This is a genomic window from Sporocytophaga myxococcoides (assembly GCF_000775915.1).
Taxonomy (GTDB): domain Bacteria; phylum Bacteroidota; class Bacteroidia; order Cytophagales; family Cytophagaceae; genus Sporocytophaga; species Sporocytophaga myxococcoides_A.
Genome location: NZ_BBLT01000002.1, coordinates 145,791 through 165,239 on the forward strand (window position 1 = coordinate 145,791; position 19,449 = coordinate 165,239).

Annotated in this window: 15 protein-coding genes; 12 read left to right on the forward strand and 3 right to left on the reverse strand. The window is 36.8% G+C overall.

What is annotated here, in order from left to right; translation table 11 throughout:
- Positions 1-4 precede the first annotated feature (4 nt).
- A complete protein-coding gene (locus tag MYP_RS04890; protein ID WP_045459439.1) occupies positions 5-952 on the forward strand; it encodes an FkbM family methyltransferase in 948 nt (315 codons plus the stop codon).
- Here the strand turns inward: MYP_RS04890 and MYP_RS04895 are convergent.
- Positions 944-2,299, reverse strand: coding sequence for a hypothetical protein (locus MYP_RS04895; protein WP_052429955.1), 1,356 nt, complete (start codon positions 2,297-2,299; stop codon positions 944-946). The genes MYP_RS04890 and MYP_RS04895 overlap by 9 nt on opposite strands.
- A 12-nt stretch (positions 2,300-2,311) precedes the next feature.
- On the opposite strand from MYP_RS04895, the gene MYP_RS04900 reads away from it, so the two are divergent.
- The 4 genes from MYP_RS04900 (at position 2,312) to MYP_RS04915 (ending at position 5,777) form a co-directional block, all read left to right on the forward strand.
- On the forward strand, positions 2,312-3,376 hold the full coding sequence (locus MYP_RS04900; protein WP_045459442.1) for a glycosyltransferase: 1,065 nt from the start codon (positions 2,312-2,314) through the stop codon (positions 3,374-3,376).
- Positions 3,377-3,385: 9 nt separating this feature from the next.
- The gene (locus MYP_RS04905) at positions 3,386-4,372 is read left to right on the forward strand and encodes a polysaccharide deacetylase family protein (RefSeq protein ID WP_045459444.1); all 987 of its coding nucleotides are present in this window, start codon (positions 3,386-3,388) and stop codon (positions 4,370-4,372) included.
- On the forward strand, positions 4,369-5,142 hold the full coding sequence (locus MYP_RS04910) for a formyl transferase (RefSeq protein ID WP_045459445.1): 774 nt from the start codon (positions 4,369-4,371) through the stop codon (positions 5,140-5,142). Before MYP_RS04905 ends, MYP_RS04910 begins: the two co-directional genes overlap by 4 nt.
- Positions 5,143-5,303: 161 nt before the next feature.
- Positions 5,304-5,777 (forward strand): Lrp/AsnC family transcriptional regulator, encoded by a 474-nt coding sequence (locus tag MYP_RS04915; RefSeq protein ID WP_045459447.1) that lies wholly within the window; start codon positions 5,304-5,306, stop codon positions 5,775-5,777.
- 50 nt (positions 5,778-5,827) lie between these two features.
- On the opposite strand, the gene MYP_RS04920 is transcribed toward MYP_RS04915, so the two are convergent.
- Complete coding sequence (locus MYP_RS04920; RefSeq protein WP_045459450.1) at positions 5,828-7,021, reverse strand: tetratricopeptide repeat protein; 1,194 nt, start codon at positions 7,019-7,021, stop codon at positions 5,828-5,830.
- A gap of 179 nt (positions 7,022-7,200) precedes the next feature.
- Between MYP_RS04920 and MYP_RS04925 the strand changes: the two genes are divergently transcribed.
- The 6 genes from MYP_RS04925 (at position 7,201) to dnaJ (ending at position 12,247) form a co-directional block, all read left to right on the forward strand.
- Positions 7,201-8,118 carry an aminopeptidase gene (locus MYP_RS04925; protein ID WP_045459452.1) on the forward strand — a complete coding sequence of 306 codons (918 nt, stop codon included), beginning with the start codon at positions 7,201-7,203 and terminating at the stop codon, positions 8,116-8,118.
- 114 nt (positions 8,119-8,232) lie between these two features.
- Positions 8,233-8,760 (forward strand): hypoxanthine phosphoribosyltransferase, encoded by a 528-nt coding sequence (gene hpt, locus MYP_RS04930; protein ID WP_045459454.1) that lies wholly within the window; start codon positions 8,233-8,235, stop codon positions 8,758-8,760.
- 49 nt (positions 8,761-8,809) lie between these two features.
- On the forward strand, positions 8,810-9,388 hold the full coding sequence (locus tag MYP_RS04935; RefSeq protein WP_045459457.1) for an adenylate kinase: 579 nt from the start codon (positions 8,810-8,812) through the stop codon (positions 9,386-9,388).
- A 48-nt stretch (positions 9,389-9,436) separates the two neighbouring features.
- Positions 9,437-10,426 carry a GTPase ObgE gene (obgE, locus tag MYP_RS04940; protein ID WP_045459460.1) on the forward strand — a complete coding sequence of 330 codons (990 nt, stop codon included), beginning with the start codon at positions 9,437-9,439 and terminating at the stop codon, positions 10,424-10,426.
- A gap of 110 nt (positions 10,427-10,536) precedes the next feature.
- Positions 10,537-11,100: a nucleotide exchange factor GrpE gene (locus MYP_RS04945; protein ID WP_045459463.1), complete on the forward strand. Its 564-nt coding sequence runs from the start codon at positions 10,537-10,539 to the stop codon at positions 11,098-11,100.
- Between the two features lie 4 nt (positions 11,101-11,104).
- Entirely contained in the window at positions 11,105-12,247 is a 1,143-nt protein-coding gene (gene dnaJ / locus MYP_RS04950; RefSeq protein ID WP_045459465.1) for a molecular chaperone DnaJ, read from the forward strand.
- Between the two features lie 108 nt (positions 12,248-12,355).
- Here dnaJ and msrB read toward each other — a convergent pair whose 3' ends face one another.
- The gene (msrB, locus tag MYP_RS04955; protein ID WP_081990402.1) at positions 12,356-12,847 is read right to left on the reverse strand and encodes a peptide-methionine (R)-S-oxide reductase MsrB; all 492 of its coding nucleotides are present in this window, start codon (positions 12,845-12,847) and stop codon (positions 12,356-12,358) included.
- Positions 12,848-13,087: 240 nt separating this feature from the next.
- On the opposite strand from msrB, the gene MYP_RS04960 reads away from it, so the two are divergent.
- The gene (locus MYP_RS04960; RefSeq protein ID WP_045459468.1) at positions 13,088-19,441 is read left to right on the forward strand and encodes a gliding motility-associated C-terminal domain-containing protein; all 6,354 of its coding nucleotides are present in this window, start codon (positions 13,088-13,090) and stop codon (positions 19,439-19,441) included.
- The last annotated feature ends 8 nt before the right edge of the window (positions 19,442-19,449 follow it).

Here is a 19,449-nt window from a genome sequence, read left to right on the forward strand (position 1 = left end):
CTTAATGAGCATCATACTGAGAAAAATAAGGTCTTTTAAACCCATAAACCTGATAGGAAGAAATATAATAGTAAAAACTAAATATCTTATTGATAGAATAAGCCTTAGATGGAGGGTGTATGGAATAGTTACATTAAATTTAGCTGGCAGTTCTCTTAAGTACTATTCCGAAGCTGATGATCCGAATGCAGATTCATTGTTTTATGGATATAACGATGAGCCGTCAGAACTTGAGCTGTTTGCCCTATTAGCAAAAAGGGCAACTGTTATTTTTGATATAGGTGCCAATACAGGACTGTTTAGTGTTTTATCAGGAATTAAAAATAGAAATGCTCAGGTTTATGCATTTGAACCGTATACAACCAATTTTAACAGATTAAAAAAGAATATAAGGTTAAATGAATTAAAATTAATTAATTCATTTAAGTGTGCTATTGGATCAGAAAATGGTTCATTAGTATTTTATGTGCCAAATGATTCCAGGATTTCCTTGGTGGCCAGTGCCAATAAGGGCTTTTCAGATAAATTTACTTTTAATAACGAAGTAACTTATAGAGAAGAGATTGTCTCTCAGAAAACACTTGATTCATTTGTTGAAGAAAATGCCATATCTCAAATAGATCTTATTAAAATTGATGTGGAGTCTCATGAATTGGAAGTATTAAAAGGAGGGACCGCTACAATAAAGAAATTTCACCCATTAATTTTATGTGAAATTTTCCTTGAAGACGATGAAGAAAGGACCGCATTTTTTGAAAGATTTGTTCAGGAAAACAACTATTATATTTATTGGATAATAGACTCAGGAATTGTTTTTACAGATAGAATAATAAAAAATCCTTCCGGTCGATCATTTCTCTTTTCAAAAAAGAAAGCTTCTAAAAATTATTATTCTATAAAAGAATATGATTCTTTTATAGAAGAAATTGACAATAACTCTTTGTTATTTTAATGTATTTACCCCTTTTTTCCGTCGGAATGATAGTTTTGTTTTTTGGGGTGTATTGGATAATACATAAATGCTGGAAAGGTAAAATGGCATCATGGGAATCTTATAGCGAACAAGACTACCGAAATTATAAGTAGAAATGCCTACTGCAAAGGAAAATGAGAGTGAAAATAATAGTGAAAATTGTACATAAGGAATGCTTTTAATCTCTTTGTATAACCTGACGAATCCAAGTTTATATATGGCTTTAAGCGTAAGAAAGAGGAAAAAAAAGCTTTCAAATGCAGAGAGTAGCATGATTATGTTTTTGGATTCCCAGATGTAAGGCCGAAACAAAGTAACCCAAATCGCTTCTGGTGCTTTCATAAGAATACCACTTAATGTTGCATCATAATTTCCCAGAGAATATGAAGACCCTCCTTGCTGTTCACTCACATAATTAATCCATCCGGCGGTAGTCCTAGCAGTTTCGGCCAATTTGTCAAGACGATAAAGAGAGTTTTCTTTGGACAGTTCGGCAATGGTATAATAGGAAAGGCCAGTTAACATAATCAAAAGTAGTGGCTTAATAAGTATTCTTAATGCTCTAGATGTTATACGATTATAGTATACTACATATAAATAAAGCATCAATGATGGAATGAGGCAAAGGGCGATATATATTTTAACAGTTTTAAGAATATAGATTCCAATGACCAAGAGAAAAATATCTGTAATTTTTTTCTTTTTTTCGAGAAAGAATCTATGAAAGGCAAAAAATGTTATTGCTACAGCTCCAAAGGTTATACTATCTTTCATTAGACCAGACCCCCAAAAAAAAATGGAGGGAATGAAAAAGATGGATATCGCAAACTCTTTTTTTAAATCAGGAAACAACTTTGTTGAAGCAGTATAGAATAGCCAGATCGAGATAAAGCTTAATATTGCAAATCCTAATGATATGATTGTATAGGTGCCAAAACTGAATAGTGCTAAAATTGCACCTAGCCTGACTACAAAATAGCTGGGAGCATCCTTTGCAAAAATCATATTACTCAGGTATGGATACAGTTCTGGTTTATATTCTGTATTGTTATAAGTAATGAGTTTTAATGCAATACTCGGGTCCTTAAAAAAGGAATTATATATTACAGATATATCATTAAAGTAGTTAGCAGTATCTCCACCGTTATAATAAAACTGATATATAAGACCCAGAAATATCGCTCCTATGAGCTTCAACGTAAGCCCGTAAATAAAATATTTTTTATCCTCCTTATTTTTTACAAACTTACTTCTGTAAATAAAGGCTATTATATAGATGGTAAATAAATAGACAGGCGTAAGTAATAAATCCTTTATTCCGAGCATTTTAATCGTATTATGAAAGTCCTCTTCTTAATCCCTTATCCCTTAAATTCTGCACCTTCTCAAAGATTCCGATTTGAACAGTACATAAATTTATTAAAAATAAACAACATAGAGCCTGTTTTCCAATCTTTTATTGGAGTAAAAACCTGGAAGGTTCTGTATCTCAACGGAAACTTATACCTGAAAATTGCGGGTTTACTTTCAGGATTTTTCAAACGATTGAGCTTATTATTTGGGGTTTCTAAGTACCAATATGTTTTCATTCATAGAGAAGCTTCACCTGTCGGACCACCTATCTTCGAATGGGTTCTTGCTAAAGTACTAAAGAAAAAGATCATTTATGATTTCGATGATGCCATCTGGATAGCTCAGACAGGCAAGGAAAACTTTCTTACTAAAGTGGTGAAAAACCCCGGAAAGGTTAATAAAATTATTAAATGGTCCTATAAGGTTAGTTGTGGCAATTCTTATCTGAAAAATCATTCACTTAAGTTCAATAAAAATGTCGTACTTAATCCTACAACCATAGATTGCGAAAGCCTTCACTTTAAAATAAAGGACCAAAATACAAACAAGGTTGTAATCGGCTGGACTGGTACGCATTCTACAATGATGTATCTAGAACATGCCATTCCTTTTCTGAGAAAATTATATGTAGCCCAAAACTTTAAATTGATAGTCATATCTAACCTAAAGCCAAATTTTGCATTTCCGGAGATGGAGTTCGTTAAATGGAATGAGCACACAGAACAGGAGGACCTGCTTAGAATGAATATAGGCATTATGCCCCTTGCTGACAATGAGTGGACAAAAGGCAAATGTGGATTTAAAGCCTTGCAGTATATGGCGCTTGGAATTCCTGCTGTGGTTTCTTCAGTTGGCGTAAATGCAGAAATTGTAGACCAAGGGATTAACGGGTTCCTGTGTGAATCTGAAACAGATTGGCTGAACTATCTTACCGACCTTATCAATAATGCTCAGTTACGTTCTGAAATGGGTAAAAAAGCAAGAGAAAAAGTTGTTAATAATTATTCTGTAAAATCAAATCAGGAGAATTTCTTAAGTTTATTTTCTTAATTAAACATCATGCCTGGTTACTTTGTCATATCACTGGATTTTGAATTACTATGGGGTGTAAAAGATCATCGTACTAAGGAAGATTATGGTGAAAATATTTTAGGTGCTCGTAAGGCTATCCCTTTAATGCTTGATCTTTTTGAAAGAAAAGAAATTCATGTATCCTGGGCCACTGTTGGCTTTTTATTTTATGATAAAAAGAAAGAGTTGCTTGAATCGTTTCCTCTGGTGAAGCCAGAATACCAGAATACGAAGTTATCTAACTATAACCAATTATCGGATCTTGGTGACGATGAACAAAGTGATCCATACCATTATGGGAAATCATTGATTCGTCTTATTCAATCTAAAAAATGTCAGGACATAGAGACACATACATTCTCCCATTATTATTGCCAGGAACCCTATAAAAAGGAACGAGCATTCGAAGCAGATATCAAAGCTGCAGTCAGTGCTGGGGAAGGTTTGGGGGTAAAAGTTAAATCTATAGTGTTCCCGAGAAATCAGGTGAATAAAGAATATTTACAAATCCTTGCAGAGAATGGCATAATAGCTTATCGCGGCAATCCTGATTCATATTATTACAATGCAAGAAGTCAGAGAGAAAATACAAAATTTAAAAGAATTGTAAGATTGCTGGATGCATATATTCCATTAATTAAAATTTCTAATCCTTCTCTTCAGGAAATGGTTCCTATAGCTCCCGTTAATATTGCTGCCAGCAGGTTTCTAAGGCCATACTCTTCTAACCTTTTCTTTCTGGAAAGATTGAAAATGAAAAGGATAAAAAGAGAGATGTATCAAGCAGCAGTAGCAAATACAATTTACCATCTCTGGTGGCATCCTCATAATTTTGGAAAATCTACAAATCAGAATATTGAACAATTGGAGGAGTTATTGAATTGGTACACTTATCTGAACAAACAGTTCGGGATGGTATCAGCAAGCATGACGGAGATGGCAACCCAGGTTTTAAACAACCATAAGACGATATGATGAATCAAAAGATCATATTGCTTGCTGTTGATTGTGATTTCACAAAAATGATTTATCATGCTTTGAAAAAAGCATATCCTAATATTGAAGTGATCTTTGAAGAGCCTGTATCAAAAGGAAAACTTATTCGAGGTCGAATAAAAAAATTAGGAGTGTTCAAAGTATTAGGACAACTGATTTTTCAGATCGGAATTTACCCTTTTTTAAAGATGAGATCTGAAGCGAGAATTAAAACGATACTTCAAACCACCGGTTTGTCATCAGAACCTATTCCTCTTGAAGTTGTTCATAAGATTGAATCAGCAAATGACATGAAGTCAATCGATCTGATTAAATACAAAGCTCCTGCTCTTGTTATTATCAATGGGACCAGAATTTTATCAAAAGAATTTGTTCAGACCTTTCATGGAAGGATAATCAATATTCATGCAGGTATAACACCTGCTTACCGAGGAGTACATGGTGCATATTGGGCTCTTGTCAACAATGATCCGGAAAATTGTGGCACTACTGTTCATTTTGTAGATAGCGGTATTGATACTGGAAATATTCTTGCTCAGGCGAAAATCGAGATTGAACAGAGCGATAATTTTGCAACATATCCGTATTTACAATTTGCTAAAGGAATCAACCTTCTGATGGATGCAGTTCAGAAATTTTTCGATGGCAGCCTGAAAGTCATTCCTGTGCGCTCTGAAAGATCCGCATTATGGTTTCACCCGACATTCATAGAGTACTTTTATAATCGGAAAACAAAAAAAGTTAAATAGTTTTAAGAAAAGTCTTAGTTTTAAACCCAGAATAATTCATTAGCCTTTGGAAAATCTTGCTAATCATTATGATCTGTAACGGTATTATAAATTTTAATGTATTGATTCAATGGTAAGTTTTATAACGCTTAATCCCGGTTTAACTTCGGCTCATATTTAATATGCAAAATATTTCTAAACTGGATCCTATCGACAGACAGATACTGGAAAAGCTGCAGGCAAATGCAAAAATCACCAATTCTCAGCTTGCTCAGGAAATCGGACTTTCTCCTGCCCCCACTCTGGAAAGGGTAAGAAAGCTTGAAAACGCAGGGCTTATCAAAAGTTATCACGCTCAGGTGGATACTGAAAAACTTGGACTTGGTGTAGGTATATTTATTCTTATCTCGCTTTCAAGTCATAAAAAAAATCAGATTAAATCTTTTGTGGAGAAAATAAATAACATTCCAGAAGTTATTGAGTGCCATCATATTACCGGCTCAGGTGATTTTCTTTTAAAAGTATTGACCCACAATATTTCCAGTTATCAGGAATTGATTCTAGAAAAGCTTGTGGATATTGAAGAAATCGGGAATATGCAGTCAATGGTAATTCTTTCTACATACAAAGATTCTAAAGTAATGCCGATTCTTTAAACCGCTTGAAAATAAAAAACACGCATTAGTTAAATGCGTGTTTGTAAAATTTATTTTTTCTTTTTGTCTTTCTTCTTCGGTGGATCAAGGTATTCTTTCGCCTCTTTATACAAAGGATCTTTCTTCTCAGCCCTTTTCATCAAAGTTTTATAATACCTCTTAGCAGTTTCATAATCCTTTTCTTCATGAGCTATCTGTGCCAGATTGGACAGAGAACTCAAGTAGTAATAGGAATCAGTGAGATTGGTTTTCTCTGAAAAGATAAGCATCTTCTGAAAATATTCTTTTGCCTTTTTATTATCTCTGTAATTGTACTTGTTGATATATCCAAGAAAATAAGAAGCATATCTTCCCGCTCTTTCCTCATATCCCGGATATTTTTGATCAAGCTTGTCAAGGATCGATTGTGAAGCGACTTCGGCCTCACTTCTCTGGCCATTTACGAAAGCCAGCATTGCGTACATCCTCTGAAAGTAAGGATTATCAGGGAAAGTCGTTGATAAATACCTTGCAATTGGAAATGCTTTCGCATAATTCTCTTCTTCCAGGTAATGTATTCTCATTAAGAAATACTGAGCTTCAATCCTTGTATAGAAGGCGTTGTATGAAACTTCTTTTAGCTGCTTCATTCCCAGCTCTTTGTTGCCGTTTGGAAAAAATGCAAGGATAGGCCGTAGAAGAGGATATTCTTCTTTTATCCAGACTTCATAGTAATTGAAAAGTGCTTTTCCGAATAAGAATTCAGCACTAAGAGTATTGTTGTCAGAGTATTTGCTTAGGTAGTACAGAGCCTCCTTTCCGGCAAAAGCAGCTTTACTGTATTTCTTCCTTTCTCCATAAAGCCTGCCCTTAAACCCATAAGCTCCTGATAGAAAAAAGGCAGCTTCGTAATTCTCGGAATTTTGCTCAAAAAGCCCTTTGGCAATTGTGATGGAAGAATCCATATATGCCTCAAATGTTGCATCATAAGCTTCATTATCAATATTAGGCATGATTTTCCACCAGGTGCTTAGCCCCATAAGAAAATAAGGCATGGGGTGCCAAGGCCATTTTTCTTTAAATTCCCTGAATTTTTTTTCAGCAAAATCAAATTTGAAATTATACATCGCATTCACTGCATCAGTTGCTTCCAGCTGCAGCATTTCATCAGACAATAGCATGTTTGAATTCTGCTTTGGCTGGGCAATGAGAGTAGTTCCCGTAGAGGAAAAGATAAATAGAAAGAATAAAAGTGCTTTACGCATTATCAAAAGGTCCCTTCAATTTTTTTACAAAATGGCTAATAAGGATTTAACCTATTCCTCCATTAAACGAGGAGGCGTGCAATTTAACGCTTTAAATTATGAATATTTTTATTGAAACAATAACTATTCATGAAACGTGCCATTTTTTGGCATATATTTAAGCTCATTCAATTCTTTTTATGAATTTTAATTTGCTTAAAGAACTTTGCTCTGTTCATGCACCCTCTGGAAATGAGATTGCTATGAAGGAATTTCTTATTGAATATATCAGGTCTAACCAGCATGACTGGAGAGTTAAACCCTTAATTATTGAAGGAGATGGGTTTCAGGATGGTTTTTTACTTGTTTTCGGAAATCCAATTACGGCAGTGTTTGCCCACATGGATTCAATAGGATTTACAGTAAGGTATGGTCACCAGCTCGTTCCTATTGGTGGTCCAGAACAGAAGTCGGGATATAAACTCAGAGGAAGTGACAGTCAGGGAGAGATTCTCTGTGAATTGGAGGTTAGCAGAGAAGAAGAAATATCCTATAAATTTTCTCGTCAGATAGAACGGGGCACTGAGCTTGTTTTCGATTGTAATTTCAGAGAGGATCAGCATTTTGTTCAATCATGTTATCTTGACAACAGGCTCGGTGTCTTTAATGCTTTGAAACTGGCAGAAACACTTGAAAATGGAATTATCGCATTTTCATGTTGGGAAGAACATGGAGGTGGATCGGTGTCAGTACTTGCAAAATATATATATGAAAACTTCAAAGTTCGTCAGGCACTGATTTCCGATATTACATGGATCACGGAAGGTGTTCGGCATGGACAAGGTGTTGTTATTTCCATGAGAGACAGGAGCATTCCTCGAAGAGGTTATTTAAATAAGATTATAAATCTGGCTAAAACCTCCGGAATACCATTTCAGCTTGAAGTAGAAGCCTTTGGGGGGAGTGATGGAAAGGAATTGCAGGCTTCTCCATATCCTTTTGATTGGGTCTTCATAGGCGCTGCAGAAGATAATGTTCATTCTCCGGATGAAAAGGTTCATAAAGAGGATATTTCTTCAATGATTAATATGTATAAATTTTTAATGGAAAACCTCTGAAATGACAGGAGGAAAATGCTTTTTCCGTATCATTTAATACTTAATGAGGAAAGGAAATTTTTGTACCTTTAGGATAATTGAGCGTTTAACCTTTTTAGCTTTTAGTAAGGGCCAATGAAAATATTAGATAAGGAGTTTGAAATTTTTATCCCGAAGGAAAAAATTCAACAGAGAATTCAGGAGTTGGCCTATGATCTTTCATACAAACTGGATGGGAAGGACCCCCTGTTTGTTGCCATTCTGAATGGAGCGTTTATGTTTGCTTCGGATTTATTCAAGGAAATTTCTATTCCTGCGAGAATCACTTTTATTAAAACTGCTTCCTATGCTGGAACAGAAACTACAGGAAGTGTGCAAAAACTTATCGGTTTAAAGGAAAATGTGAATGGGCAACATATAGTCCTTGTAGATGATATTTTTGATACCGGCCTTACCATGAAGGCAGTTTGTGAAGAAATGTGGAAGCAAAATCCGGCATCCATATCAGTTTTGACTTTGCTTGATAAGGTTTCTAAACATAAAACGGATTTAAAGATTGATTTTAAAGGATTTGAAATTCCTGATAAATTTGTACTAGGTTACGGTCTGGATTATAATGGTTATGGAAGAAATTTAAAGGATATTTATGCATTAGCAGACTGAATAAAGATTTAAATCATTAATTTTAGCCCCTCAAAAAGAAAACGAAACTATGTTGAACATCATTCTATTTGGACCTCCTTATGCAGGAAAAGGCACTCAAAGCCAGAATATCATTGAAAAGTATGGTTTAATTCACCTTTCTACAGGAGATTTGCTGAGAGCCGAAATGAAAGAAGGTACTGAATTAGGTAAAAGTGCTCAGAAATTGATAAATGACGGTTTTCTCGTTCCTGATGAAGTCGTTATAGGAATGATTAATAACAAGATAAAAAGCAATAAACACAGTAAGGGGTTCATATTTGATGGTTTTCCAAGAACCGTACCTCAGGCTGGTGCCTTAGATCATCTTTGTAAAGAAAACGGAATTTCAATTAATGTGGTGATCGGTCTTACAGTGGAGAAAGATGAATTGACGAAGAGAGCTGTATTAAGAGGGCAAACTTCTAACAGAGCTGATGATAAAGATCCTGTGGTGATTGGTAAAAGAATAGTTGTTTATCAGGAGGAAACCGCACCTGTAGCGAATTACTATCAGAAAAAAGGAATTTATGAGGAAGTTGATGGCATGAATACTATTGAACAGGTATTCAGAGATATATCAGTTATCCTTGATTCTGTAAAAAAATAAATTCGGGAAGCAAATTCCCATTTCTCATTTCTCTAAAGCTAAAACTAATTGGCTTCTTCAAATTTTATTGATTACGTAAAGATCTGCTGCAAATCGGGGGCAGGTGGTGCCGGTTCTATTCATTTTCGACACGAAAAGTTTGTCGATATGGGAGGGCCGGACGGTGGAAATGGCGGCAGAGGCGGTCATATTATCCTTAGGGGCAATAGCCAGCTTTGGACATTGCTCCATCTTAAATATAGAAAACATGTCATTGCTCCTAGCGGACAAAAGGGTGAAGGAGGCAGACGCACCGGGGCGAGTGGTGAAGATATTATTCTAGAGGTTCCTCTGGGAACAGTAGCTCGTGATGCTGAAACAGACGAGTTTATGGTGGAAATCAGCGAACATGGCCAGGAAGTAATTCTGATTCCAGGAGGAAGAGGAGGATTGGGCAACGATCATTTCAAAACTCCTACCAATCAGGCTCCAAGAACTGCACAGCCAGGAGAGCCAAGTATTGAACAATGGGTAATTCTTGAATTGAAGCTTCTGGCAGACGTTGGTCTCGTCGGATTTCCAAATGCAGGAAAATCTACTTTATTGTCTAAGGTTTCTGCTGCAAAACCGGAAATTGCAGATTATCCTTTCACAACTCTGACTCCCAATCTTGGTGTTGTAAGCTATAGGGATGACAAATCATTTGTCATGGCCGATATACCGGGAATTATTGAAGGGGCATCTGAAGGAAGAGGATTGGGACTGCGTTTTTTAAGGCACATAGAAAGAAATTCTATTTTACTTTTTCTTGTTCCTTCAGATAGCAAGGACATAAAAGCAGATTATAATGTTCTGTTAAATGAATTGAAAGAGTTTAACCCAGAACTGCTTGATAAAAAGAGAATTTTGGGAATTTCCAAAACAGATCTGCTGGATGAGGAACTTCAGAGTCTTATTGAAAAAGAACTGCCGAATGTACCTTTCGTCATGTTTTCTTCCTATACGGGCAATGGCCTGATGCAGTTGAAGGATCTGATATGGCGTACTTTAAATGAATAAATGTCAACTTGTCAGTGAAAATTTTTTGGCAAGAGAATTGAATCTCCACTGCCAATGTCTTTTCCAGATATGGAATTTTAATAATAATTGAAAACCTAGCGATATAAGTAATGATACCGGAAGAAAAGAACGAACAAAAAGATTTTCAGACAGAAAATGCGGATCAGGAGACTGTAACTTCGGAAGGAAAAGAAAATACTGAAGGAACTTCTCAGGGTGTAAATGAGGTTGAAAGCTTGAAAAAGGAAAACGAGGAATTAAAAGATAAATATCTGAGACTATATTCCGAGTTTGACAACTTCAGAAGAAGAACCTCAAAAGAACGCGTTGAGCTTTTGAAAACTGCAGGGGAGGATGTTCTTTTAAGCTTACTGCCAGTATTGGATGACTTTGAAAGAGCGTCTTCTTCAATGGAAAAAGCTACTGAAGTTTCCGCAATAAAAGAAGGGGTTACTCTTATTCAGAATAAAATATTAAAAACCCTTGAGCAAAAAGGGCTTAAAGCAATGGAAGATCAGAGGGGAAAAGAGTTTAACAGCGAAATTCATGAAGCTATTACTCAAATTCCGGCTCCTACACCTGAGCTTAAAGGCAAAATTGTTGACGTTGTGGAAAACGGATATTATCTTAATGATAAGGTGATTCGTTTTGCAAAAGTTGTTATGGGAGCATAAAAAAATGGCTAAAAGAGATTACTACGAAATTCTTGGTGTTTCTAAATCTTCAAGTGCTGAAGAAATAAAGAAGGCCTACAGAAAAATCGCAATTAAGTACCATCCTGACAAAAATCCAGATGATCCTTCTGCTGAAGAGAAGTTCAAGGAAGCTGCAGAAGCCTATGAGGTATTAAGCAGTCCTGAGAAAAGGCAAAGGTATGACCAGTTTGGTCATCAGGGAGTAGGCGGCGGCTTTGGCGGTGGCGGTGGCATGAACATGGACGATATCTTCTCTCAATTCGGAGATATTTTCGGGGGCGGAAGTCCTTTCGAGAGTTTCTTCGGTGGAGGAGGAGGGAGAGGTGGCCGTGCTCAACGCAGAGGAAGTAATCTCAGAATAAAACTGAAGCTTACCCTTCAGGAAATTGCACAAGGTGCTGAAAAGAAAATTAAGGTAAAGCGCTATGTTGCCTGTGATGACTGTGGAGGAAACGGATCAAAGAACGGTGCGTCCCTTCAAAATTGCCCTGTATGTCAGGGAACTGGGCAGACTAGAAAAGTTGTAAATACGATGCTTGGACAGATGGTGAGTACGTCTACCTGTCATGCATGTCATGGAGAAGGAACAACGATCTCTCAAAAATGTCCTACTTGTGAGGGAGAAGGAAGAGTTCTGAAGGAAGAGGTCATCAGTATAAAAGTACCTGCCGGTGTAGCTGAAGGTATGCAATTGAGCATGTCTGGTAAAGGGAATGCCCCAAATCGCGGAGGAATACCTGGAGATCTTCTTATATTAATAGAAGAAGTTGAAGACGAGTTGTTGAAGAGAGATGGCCAAAATATCATTTATGAGTTGTACATCAGCTTTATAGATGCAGTTTTAGGAACTTCTCTGGAGGTGCCAACCATTGAAGGCAAAGTGAAGATCAAAATAGACCCAGGAACACAGAGCGGTAAGATATTGAGATTAAAAGAAAAAGGATTGCGTGAAGTGAACGGTTATTCTAAAGGAGATCAGCTGATTTATGTAAATGTCTGGACGCCACAGACTTTATCCAAAGAAGAAAAAAATCTACTGAATACCCTCAAAGACTCAGAGAACTTCAAGCCTAATCCCGGAAAGCACGATAAAGGCTTCTTTGAGAAGATGAAAGAGTTTTTTTAAGCATAAAGTAAAAGGTTGAAATTGTCCCATGGACAATTTCAACCTTTTTTAGTTTGGAAATACCTGACTGTTTTTACTTTTAGCTTTTTACTTTTGGCTTTCAGCTTTTCACTTTTTAGCCATTTTCTTCCTTTTCACAAAATCCAGAGAAGCTGAGTTCATACAATATCTCAGCCCTGTCGGTTTGGGACCATCATCAAACACATGTCCCAGGTGAGCATCACAGCGATTGCACCTGACTTCTACCCTATCACCATCTTCCAGATATTTTATATGTGTTTTATCAATTGGTTGCCAGAAGCTTGGCCAACCTGTTCCAGAGTCAAATTTCTGGTAGGAGCTGAATAAACTGTTTCCGCAGCAGACGCATTTGTAAACCCCTTTTTCGTTATTTTTGTCATACTTGTTGTTAAATGGAGGTTCGGTGCCTTGCTCACGTGTAATGGCGTATTGTTCAGGTGTTAATTGCCTTTTCCATTCCTCATCTGACTTAATGACGGTATCCGTTTGATTGAAGTTCTGAAATTTCGGAAACTGACTTGTATGAGAGCATGCTGTAAATAGACGAAGTACGATGGTTACCAAAACCAGATTTTTCATATTAATAAAGTGATCTTTGATAAGATCAACTATTCATAAATGCTTAAGTTTGAATTTAGAACGAGAGTAAAAAAGCCGATAATTTTAACAAAAGCATGTCTTTTTTAGTTTGGTACGTCTAAAATAATATAACTTTCCAATAAAAATTTGTATATTTCTGACTGGTATTATTTCTTAGATAAGAATAGTCATATTTAGCAACATAAAAATCCCATTTGAATTAACTTTAACCTATCTAATATGAAAAAAGTTATACTTTTTCTCCTGTTCCTGATTGCTACAATTACAGGTTCTATGGCTGGAACTGTATTTGTGGTAGATAATAATGGAGATGGTGACAATTTCCAAGGCTATACGGATAATGATGGTACAAATACATTGAGAAAATGTATTCGACTTGCCAACAGTACCGGAAATGGCGGAACTCCACATCAGATTGTATTCAAGCTGGCAGCTGGAACAGTAATTCAGGTAAATTCTGATTTACCTGCTATCAATAACAATGGTAATGCAGGAGGTTTGGTTATAGATGCTTCTATTGCTCCTATGGCTGGTTATAATGGGACACCTCTTATAGGAATTTTTAGGGGTAATGGTCAGAATGGTAACGGTTTTAATATTGATGGGGCGAACAATGTAACAATTAGGGGTTTGGCAATTCAGAATTTTGTTGTAGGTATTAGAGTAAACAATTCAACAGGGTCAACTCTGGATAAAAACTTTATTGGAACAAACTTAGCAGGTACCTCAATTGCCGGAACTGCAATAAGAACAAGTGGTATTTTGATTGATGCAAATGCAACTAATACCAATATTACCAACAACGTAATTTCAGGTTGTATGTCTGCGGGAGATGGTAATTTTTATGGGGCAATCAATATTAGACCAGGTTCTCACGGAATTAAAATTACCTCAAATTTTATAGGTACAGATGCAAGCAGTTCTAATTTCCTTGGAAATGGAACAAATCAGCCATACAGACAACAAGGAATTTATATTGATGGATCTTCAACTGTAGCAAACCCAATAGTAATTAGTAATAACGTAATCTCAGGTAATATTGGTAATGGTATTTGGGCTACGAATACAGCAGGTTTGAAAATTGTGGGAAACCATATTGGTACTGACTTAGGTGGTACGAAGGCAATCGGAAATAAAGCGGCAGGTATAAGAGTTGACAGATCAAACAATGTAACAATCGGAGGATCTACTGCTGCAGATAGGAACGTAATTTCCGGTAACGGTGGTGCAGTTGATAGCAGACCTTGTGGCCCTGATTACTGTGGAGAGCCTTGTAATTTTAATGCTTGTCCTACAGGATATGATGCAACTTTGCAGACGGGAATTTATTTTTCAGAAGTCACATCTTCTAGAATTTCAGGTAACTATGTAGGTACGAATAATACAGGAACATCTACTGGAACAAATAATTCTCTTGGGAACTTTTATGCAGGTATAAAACTGGAGACAAATTCTTCAAATGTAACAATAGGGGGAAATACAGCTGCTGAAGGTAACGTAATCGGAGGCAATGGCTTTGGTATATATCCTAACAATGGAAAGGGTTATAGAGGTCATGGTATTCAGCTAAATGGAGGATCAGTAAGCAACATATTTGTTTATAACAACAGAGTAGGAGTAGGTCCCAACAACGAAGAGATCGGAAACCGTCAGGATGGTATTTCATTATTAGGTGCTCATGACTGTAAGATTGGAGATGCGGCTTCAATAGGAGATCCTGCAGGAAAGGGGAATATTGTCGGAAACAATTCATGGGGTATTTTCCTTCAGTCTGATTTCAGTAATAATAATAATAGCAACCAGGCTAGAAACAATTCAATCAAAGGAAATTACCTTGGAAATGACGGAACTGTTGTATTAGGCAATGGAACTAGAGCATTAGATGATGAGGGGGCAGGTATTGGTATTCAGCATGGAAGTAATAATAACATAGTTGAGCTTAATGTCATTTCAGGCAACAGAGATGGAATAACTTTCAGAGGACAAGGTTTCGGGGCGGGAGTTGCGAATAATTCAGAGGCGACTTCTAACATAATCAGATCAAATTATATTGGTACTGATAAAACAGGTAAAACTGCCATGGCTAATAAAAACAATGGTATATTGGTGACTGAAGGCGCACAATACATTACCATTGGTGGGGTAGTTGCAGGGCAAGGAAATATTATTTCAGGGAATACTGCCGATGGTATTCACATGGAAGATGGAGACCGAATAAAAATATTCAATAACAAAATTGGGGTTGAAAAAGACGGACTGGCCTTAGCAAACGGAGGAGATGGTATTGAGTTGAAGCAAAGTACAGGGACAACAGGTGGAAGTTCCAATAATATTATTGGTGGTGTTAATGCCGGTGAACCTAACACAATCGCAAATAATGGCGGAAATGGAGTTGTAGTTGATGGTACTACCTCAATCAACAACTCAATTCATCATAACTCCTTCTCTTGTAATGCTCTGAGAGGTATTGTATTATCCAATGGAGGTAATAACTCTTATGCAACTCCTACCTTTACAGGAACTCCTGAAGCATTTACCGTTACGGGGCCTGCAGGTTCATTTATAGAATTATATGCTTTGGATAATTGTAACAATTGTGCTTCAGGAACAAATAATAAATTACAGGGATTAACGCTTATCGCGTCAGGATTGTCGCCACTTACCCCAACAGCTGCTCAACTTGCAGGAAGAACGAATAATGGAGTTACAGCAACAGCTTCTGCCGGAAGCACGACGGCTGCTCATAACACTTCTGAATTCTCAGCTTGTACTACGCTTTGTGCAAAGCCAACACCGGTAATAACCAGTAATGATGGTTTTGCAATCTGCGCGAATACTAAAAATGTTACGTATAAAACAGCTTTAGTAGCAGGTAATAAATATGCATGGTCTGTAAGCGGAGGATTGACAATTGTAGGGTCTGCTACTAATGAATCAATTACAGTAAACGTGGGAGCCACGGGTGGTACAATTACACTGACAGAAACTTCTGGAGCTTGCAGTACAACCGTTACTCAGGTTATTACTTTAAAGCCAAGACCAACTATAAGCATATCCGTTGATACGGCAGTGATTTGTAATGATGCTCGCCCGACCCTGACTGCTAATGCAGTACCATCAACTGCAACTTACCAGTGGAAAAACGCAGCAGGCACTAATATTGCCAATCAAACAGCAAGTACATTCACTCCTTCAGCACCAGGCTGGTATAAAGTTGAAGCAACACTTGATGGTTGTGTCTCTGCTTTAGACAGCGCTTATGTGGAAGACAAATCAATTACTGTTGATTTAAATCCAAAAGGTTCCGTTTTTATTTGCGACGACAAACCTGTTGATCTTAAAGCTTTAGTAACCCCGTCGACGCCACTTGTAGGTTCTTATAAGTTTGACTGGTATCAAGGAGCAACAAAGATCCAGTCAGGAACAAGCAACACTTATTCTACTAAAACTAACGGTGATTATACCGTGACTGTTTCAAATGATAAATGTTCTGCGACTTCTCCAGTTGCCACCATCTCCAACAGTACACTTGAGGCTAATATTGATTTATCAGGTACACAAACCATCTGTGATAACAATGCACTTGAACTAACAGCTAGTCCAATGATTACAGGTACCTATATTTGGAAAAGAAACGGTGTGGAAGTTCAAAACGGTCCTTCAAATAAGTATAGCACTTCAATGAGCGGAAAATATACAGTTACTGTTATTGCTGGTTCAGCAGCAGCATGTTCAGATGAATCTGATACACTAACAATTGAGAATAAAACAGTTGAAGTGTCTGCTAAAATAAGTGGAAATGGTGTGATCTGCGACGATACTGCTATTTTGATTACAGCTGATACGAGTGGAACTAATGCAGGAACAATTGAGTGGTATAAAAACGGAGTGCTTATTTCTAATACGGGATTAACCTATAGCACAAAAGAAACAGGAAAGTATACTGTAAAATTAATAAATGGTCTTTGTTCTGATGTATCTAATGAAATTGAAATTATAAATAATACAGTTACAATAGTTGCATCAATCACTGGTGGGAATATCATATGTGATAATAAGCCGATTCAAGTGAAGGCTGATACCACTGGAACTAATGCAGGTACAATTAAGTGGTACAGAAATGGAGTGCTTATCCCAAATGCTTCTGGACTTTCAGTTGATGCTTTAGCTTCGGGACAGTATTCCGTATCTATTCATTATGGTTTGTGCTCTGATTCGGCAGATGGAGTTGCAATCATTAATAATACTAAAAAGATAACTGCCGCACTTTCAGGAAGTGATCTGATTTGTGATAACCTTCCGATAGTTATTACAGCGGATACAACGGGTGGTGGGAAAGGAACACTAAAGTGGTATAAAAACGGAGTATTAATATCCGGAGAATCAGGTTTAACACTTTCTACAAATGAGACAGGTGAGTATACTGTTTCTATCAATGATGGAATTTGCTCAGATTCGTCATTAAGTGTTAAGGTTACAAACAACTCAAAAGAAATCAGTGCAAATATTGTAGGAGATACAATCATCTGTGATGATAAGGAAATCACAATTGTTGCAGATACTACTTTAGGTAATGGTACTATCGTTTGGTATAAAAACGGCCAGGTTATCAATGGACAGTCTGGTCTTGAGTATACTACAAAAGAGACAGGTGACTACAAAGTTGTGGTAATAGGAGGAGGATGCTCTGACACATCTGCTACAGTTTCAATTAAAAACAACACAATTATTTCAAGTGCTACCCTTGCAGGATCCGGATTAATATGCGATGATCAGCCTATCACAATTACTGCTTCTGCAACTCCGACGAAAAATAATTACAACTTCGAATGGTTGAAAAATGAAGTAAAGATTTCAAGTGCAAGTTCAAGTACATATAGTACCGCCGAAACCGGTAAATATAGAGTGATAATTTCTGGTGATGGTTGTACTGATACTTCAGCTGTTGCTTCAATATTTAACGGAACAATTCTGATTTCTCTAAAGGCTCAGTCGGATACGATTTGTAAAGGTCTGGATACTGACGTGTCGGTTGCAATAACTAAAGGAGGTATTCCTCAGATCAATTATGTGTGGAAGGCATCTCTGGGAACTAATCCGGTTGCAAACAACGATACAATTAATGTACAGCCGGAAAGAACAACAACCTATACTGTGACAGTAAGTGATTCTACAACATGTTCTGTTACCGGGTCGGTTGAGGTTGCGGTGATAGATGTGCCAGAAGGGCCATTGTCAGCATCTACACCAGATCCTGTTATTTGTAGTTCAGATACTGATAATATCACGCTTGAGGCTACGGGTGAAACTGCCAAAGCAAAACTTGTTTGGTATAAAACATCTTGCGGAGTTGATTCTGTAGGAAATGGTCCTCGTGTAGAGCTCCCTCATCCGGAAAAGACAATTACTTATTATGTTTCACTTAAAAACATATGCGGAAACTCAATCTGTAAACCAGTAACAGTAAAAGTAAATAAGGACCCTAAAGATGATTTATTAGGTGTTCTACCAAAGGATACCGCAATTTGTAAGGTATATAATGGAAATATTGAGTTTAAAATAGATTCTGTTTATAATCCGGATGCGAGAGTTGCCTGGTATATGAAAGGTTGTGGTGATAGCCTTATAGCATCGAACAACAATCCATTTGTTTTATCCACTATGCCTAAAGTTTCAACTTATTATTATGTTAGGTTAGAGGTTGAGGCATGTCCTTCATCAGCTTGCGATTCTTCAAGAATAAATATCATTGATCCTGAAATTTTTGCAGATAATCAGAAGTTTTGTAAGAATACTGATTTCAATACAATTAGTGCTGATGTTCAACCTGCAAATGTGAAGTGGAGATGGATGCCAAAAGATCCTAGCTATCCTGTACTATTTGATACAACCAAATTGGTTTCAGAGGTTAACGTAAAAAATCCTGCAGAACCACAGACTTGGTATCTGATAGCAGATAATGAAATTTGTCCGCCAGTAATTGATACAATTTCAATAGTTGTTCATGACCTCCCTGTAGTAACACTTGACATACCTCTGGACACCCTTTGTTCCAAAGTGGAGTTTGATGCAGTTGCAACAGTAGTAAAGGGAATACCTAATGCTTATGTATGGTTAACCCCAAATTCAAGTATTCCTGATACAATAATAGTTGCACATCACACTAACCCATTGACGAAGAAATTTATTGGAGAGGTAGTCGGAAGAAATTACTTCCTGGTTACAGTTGTAGATACAAATGGTTGTTGGGCAGAATTACCTGCTATAGATTCTATAGAGATCTTTGATCACCAGGAGCTGGTTATTCCAAACCTGATAACGCCTAACCATGATGGTAAAAATGAAACATACATCATCAGAGATGTAAACAACTATGACATTCTTCCAGGAGCTAAACTTGAAGTTTATAATCGTTGGGGTGAGAGAGTTTATAGAAATTCAAGCTATGATAACAGCTGGAATGCAGCTAATATTAGTGATGGTATATACTACTATTATCTGAAGACCGGTTGCGCTAAAGAAGAATATAAAGGCTGGCTGCATATTATAAGTAATAATAACAGAAATGAGTAATTAAAAAT